Origin of the sequence: Cobetia crustatorum (genome assembly GCF_000591415.1) — a bacterium.
In the GTDB taxonomy this organism is placed as follows: domain Bacteria; phylum Pseudomonadota; class Gammaproteobacteria; order Pseudomonadales; family Halomonadaceae; genus Cobetia; species Cobetia crustatorum.
In genome coordinates this window covers 1-4,602 of record NZ_JEMF01000130.1, presented here as the reverse complement: position 1 = coordinate 4,602, position 4,602 = coordinate 1, and the positions used below count along the sequence as shown (strand labels likewise).

Genomic DNA, 4,602 nt, shown 5'->3' with positions numbered 1-4,602 from the left:
CGTGTTCTGGCAGGAACATCCTGATTCTACAAGAGAAAACCACTCGCCATCTTCGTTTTCAGGTCGGCCTCATGAATAAGCCGGGATCATGTATTCTCTTATGGTCTGGATAAAATATTCAGAATTTATTATCTTGCGAGTGAGATCTATAAAAGTCATTATCTCATACTAAAATCGCTATAATATTTATATTGGGGCTCGTGTGATTGACCAATTGATTGGTAAATAACTTAGGCCGCTTCATCTGCCATTCCTGCAATCGGAGACTGAAGGTGTAGCACTTTCTGCGGGATGTGGTGGATTGTACAGGCAAGAGTAGGTTCTGTACGAAAAGTTGGCCCGTAGCTTTTATGCGATGGTATGCGTAGCTTGCATACGTCGTTGTCTGCGAGTCGACCTTTCGTACAGAATCTAATATCACTAAAAATAGGGGTAATGTAGCTTACAGTATATAGTTGTTGTTGTAATAAAATTATATATAATATGGTTCGCGAGATTTTTATGCTAGTCTGCTTATAGAGATGCTTGTATATTTTTCAATATACTATTAAGCTTTGAGTTTGAATGACGGCTTATAGTTATGGCTACTATCGTTATTTTGGTTTCTTGATCGTCTGAAATAGTTATAGTTTTTGAGGTGCCTGCGCTAAGATTAGCTTGTTCAGGATAAATTATCATTAAGTTATTACATTTATAAGTTGTAGCATAGGATAGCATCTGATAAAGATCGGCTGCTGAAAGTGATGATAGCGCATCAGTTTTGTCTATGCGTTTCCACTTGGTATCAAGAATAACCTTGGGGTACTTAGCATCACGATCACTTAAAAGACTAATATCTGGTCGCATTAGCAACCGACCGCGTCCACTTGAATCATGGCCTAAATAGCGTCTCGGGCCTTGCTCAATTAGTGTGAGTCCCTGTAGACGGGCCAATGGACTTAGAAGGCTAGCGGTGTATTTCTCGAAGAGCCGATTCATATCGAACAGTAGACTGAAGGCCTGCTGGCGCCCGGAGCGGGCATCCAGGAACTGGCCGTCCAGGAAAAGGTGGGCCAGCGCTACCAACGGGGAGTATCGGCTCTGCATCCGGTTGAGCTGTTCGGCCTTGGGGCCTCGCTCGTGGGGTGCCAGGGTTCCGACCCCGCCGAAGCGCATACGTAGGGCGTGGAGCCGCTGGGCGAGTAGAGGGCTGGTGGCAAGCGAGATCACCAGCCGCAGCGCGGAGTGCAATAGTCGGTTGACCGGTATGTCGGCAACCAGCTCGCTATAGCGGCAGGCCAGGCGCTGGGGCTTGAAGAGGTTTTCTCGCTGCTGGCGCACCAGGTCGATGCGGCCGCGCACCTGATCGAGGGTATCGTCGATATCCCGGTAGTCGCGCAGCAGTCCCTGCTGCAGCTGGCGCTCCAGCAGGTGGGCAAAGTGTCGGATAAAGAGATCTAGCAGGGTGGTGCGACTGGTGGCCAGACCGGCGCCTAGCGTATCTACCGCTTCCAGGTCACCGGCGCAAGTCAGCATGGTCAGCAAGGTATCTCGTTGCTGGGCTTCGGTCTGGTAGGGGGTGAGCTTGGGCAGCACCTCCACTTGAAGGCCGTCCACCTGGACCACCCCGCAGAACTGGGTGAACTTGACCCGCCGATGACCCCACTGCAGGCACCCGGCTGGCAGTAAACCTTCGGCGGCGGCTAGGGCATCCGCTTCGTGTGGTGCCAGTTCACGACCCTCGCCGACCGTAAGCCAACCGTGCTCGAAAGCGGTGAGCTGCTTCATGCCTCGACTTCCAACGACTCATAGATCTTCTTGATGGCGTCGGAGCTGATCTCTCCAGACGCCTTGACCCGGTAGTCGGGCCGCTCGGGGAGCAGGTCGTCGCTGCCGGGGAAGAGGCGGGCTGGGTCGAGGGTCTCGGCGGTGATCAGCTGCTGCTCCACATCGGCTCCTTCGTCGGCCAGCACGCGGCGGATCTGTCGCCAGTCGTCATAGAAGTACTCCGCGAGCATGGGAATAATGTCGTAGACCATCACCCGGCGCAGGGCCTCGAGGTCCTTCACCTCGGTGAAGTAGGCGTGGCCGAATGTCTGATCGCGGTGCAGCAGGTAGCGCAAGCGCAGGTTGATCGCCTCCAGCAGGGCACGCAGGTTGAGCAGTCCGCCTTCACCGTCGGGAATGTAGCCGTCCCCCTGGCTGCCGGGAATCCGCTTGGGTTCCGGCATCAGTTCCTGGAAGTGAAAGCGTCGACGCAGCGCGGCATCCATCAGCGCGATGGAGCGGTCGGCGGTGTTCATGGTGGCATAGATATCGAGATTCTTGGGCACCCCGAATCGCTCGCCGGAGTAGGGTAATACTAGCTCGATGCCCTCGATCAGCTGACCTTCATCATCCCACCAGGAGCGCTTGTCGGCCTCGATCAGGGTGATCAGCTCGCCGAAGATGCGTGAGATGTTGCCGCGATTGATCTCATCGATGAACAGCGCATAGCGCTGCTTGGGGTCCTGGCTGGCTCGTAGGCAGAACGCCTTGAACAGACCGTCACGTACTTCGTAACTGATGGCTCCGTCTTCGGTGGTCTGAGGGCGGATGCCTTCGACGAAGTCTTCGTAGCTGTAGGACTGATGGAAGGTCACCGTCAGGTGGCGCCTGATGCGGGCGTCGTCGCTGGCTGGGCCCTGCTTAAGCTGAGCGAGCTTTTCGCGCAGTCCCTCGCCGGCTTCTTCCCACTCGCCGGTCAGGATCCAGCGGCCGCCATGCTGCTTGTCGAAGATCAGGGGTGGCTGGCGCTTTTCCTCGGCATAGTTGACGGTGCTGGACTCCAGGGCCGTGTGAATCTGTAGGGCGCCCCAGCAGGTGGCCCGCAGGTTGGGGCTGTTGGGTCGCCCTTGCACTCGTGCCTTGGCCTTGAAGTAGGGATGGATGATCAGGTCATTGACCGTGGCAATGCCACCCAGGTCGGCGAGAGCCAGGGCGATGGCTTCCCACCAAGCGGTGCCCGCCAGCTGCTCCTCCAGCCACTCACCGGTGGGGGCCTGCTTCGCCACACTCTCGTACTTGGGCATCAAGTGCTTCTGCAGGTGGTAGGTCTTGCCAGTGCCGGGCGGGCCATAGAAGACAGTGTTGGCCGGCCGCGCGATCTGGATGGCCTGCTGTATAGGAGTGTCAGCATTCGCGGATGAGACATTCACCGGCGGCAGTTTGTCCCACAGCTTGCCGACCAGCTTGGCCGAGAGTGACTTGATCTCGATCCCCGAGCCCTGGGGCGACCAGTTTTGCCCATCGGGGCTTCCGGCTTGGAGGTCGGCCATGCTGATGTAGGCATCCACATCGGAATCGCGCAGGTCTGTCAGGGTGATATCGACAAAGCGGGCCGTCTCTCCTTTGGCGGCGCGTTTGGGGTCGTAGTGGCCATCCTCGTAGGGGGCCGACGCGATGTTCCCTCGGGCAATCAAGCCACGCGGCTCCTGTCCCACCCGCACTAAGTAGAAAGTGTCGCCTTCGCGTGGGTGGGTGGAGGCGGTGCGCCACGGCAGGGAGACATTCTCGCCGCTGGCGATCTTGAGGCGGTCGTCCTGGTACGTTTTCCAAGGCCAGTGGCTGGGGTTCCAGGCCATTAGCCAGATGCCGGGAGAGGGGCGCCACTGCTCCAGCCAGGGGGAGTCGTAGAAATCTACCTTTTGGTCGCCCTCACTTTCCAAGCGCTGGCGAAGCTCCAGGAGAGACTGGTCGATCTCTCGGTCCGAGAGTTGTTTAATCCGGTGTTTGGAGAGACCAGCCATCTTTTCTAGGATTTTTTGCTTATCGAGTGTGATGGAGATGTATTCGAAGCTATCCGGAAAGAGCAGGTAGCTCAGGATATGCGGAAGCTGTCGTATGCCATCGCGGCGGACCGTGGCCATCCAGTCGGCGAAGGCCCAGGGGTCTTCAGCCTGCCGCTGCTGCTGGTTGGGTGGGAGCGACTTGAAGGCACGCATCAGGTCGATCAGAAAGACCAGCTCACGCCACCGATGGGTATTGAAGCCCGTTCCGGTGCTGCCGACGCCGCCGAGAGCCTGGTCATCGAGGAAGAGTGCTGGCTCGGGGCAAGCCTCACCGCTCAGCTCCCAAATCTCCTTCACCATGCGGCGCTTGGTGTCAGGCTTGATATTGCTTGAGAAGAGCAGCAGCAGCCAGTTAAGTTCCGCCATCAGCTGAATGGCGTCTAGCGAGGTATCAGCCAGCTGAAGCGACAGCTTATGAACGAAGCTGTTGCCGCCCTCGATGGGATTCTGGGTAAAGCTTCGGTCCAGTTCCTCGAGGTTGTCGAGCGTCCAGAGGTCCTGGTCGCTGAAAAGGCTGCCGTCCTGAAGGAGGCATGTATCCTTCCAGCGTTGGGCGGAATCTGTCAACATAGTTGGCACATGAAGTGGTTCTGGCTTTTTAAAGCCCTACTGCCTGCGGTACCGGATCCCGCTCCGGATTCAGATGCACTATCTCCGGCAGGTCGAATTTTCGGATATCACCTGACCATCGCTCCGGGTGACGCTGCTTCGCGGCCTCGAAGACCTCTCGGCGCTGCGTCAGAATGCCTTTGGCCTCGCCGTCATGACGCTGGCTCGGCGTGACGTAGCGAAG

Annotated in this window: 2 protein-coding genes and 1 pseudogene; all 3 read right to left on the bottom strand. The window is 57.0% G+C overall.

Annotated elements, in window-relative coordinates:
* Positions 1-513: 513 nt before the first annotated feature.
* Positions 514-1,767, bottom strand: a complete 1,254-nt coding sequence (locus tag BF12_RS0117775) for an McrC family protein (protein WP_024953430.1) — start codon at positions 1,765-1,767, stop codon at positions 514-516.
* Positions 1,764-4,379 carry an McrB family protein gene (locus tag BF12_RS0117770; protein WP_024953429.1) on the bottom strand — a complete coding sequence of 872 codons (2,616 nt, stop codon included), beginning with the start codon at positions 4,377-4,379 and terminating at the stop codon, positions 1,764-1,766. Before BF12_RS0117770 ends, BF12_RS0117775 begins: the two co-directional genes overlap by 4 nt.
* A 28-nt stretch (positions 4,380-4,407) precedes the next feature.
* Positions 4,408-4,602, bottom strand: a pseudogene (locus BF12_RS22270) (IS3 family transposase); the annotation flags it as partial.

Bases quoted from the DNA above. Each gene is read 5' to 3' on its own strand.
- BF12_RS0117775 (WP_024953430.1), bottom strand. From the start codon at position 1,767: ATGAAGCAGCTCACCGCTTTCGAGCACGGTTGGCTTACGGTCGGCGAG.
- BF12_RS0117770 (WP_024953429.1), bottom strand. From the start codon at position 4,379: ATGTTGACAGATTCCGCCCAACGCTGGAAGGATACATGCCTCCTTCAG.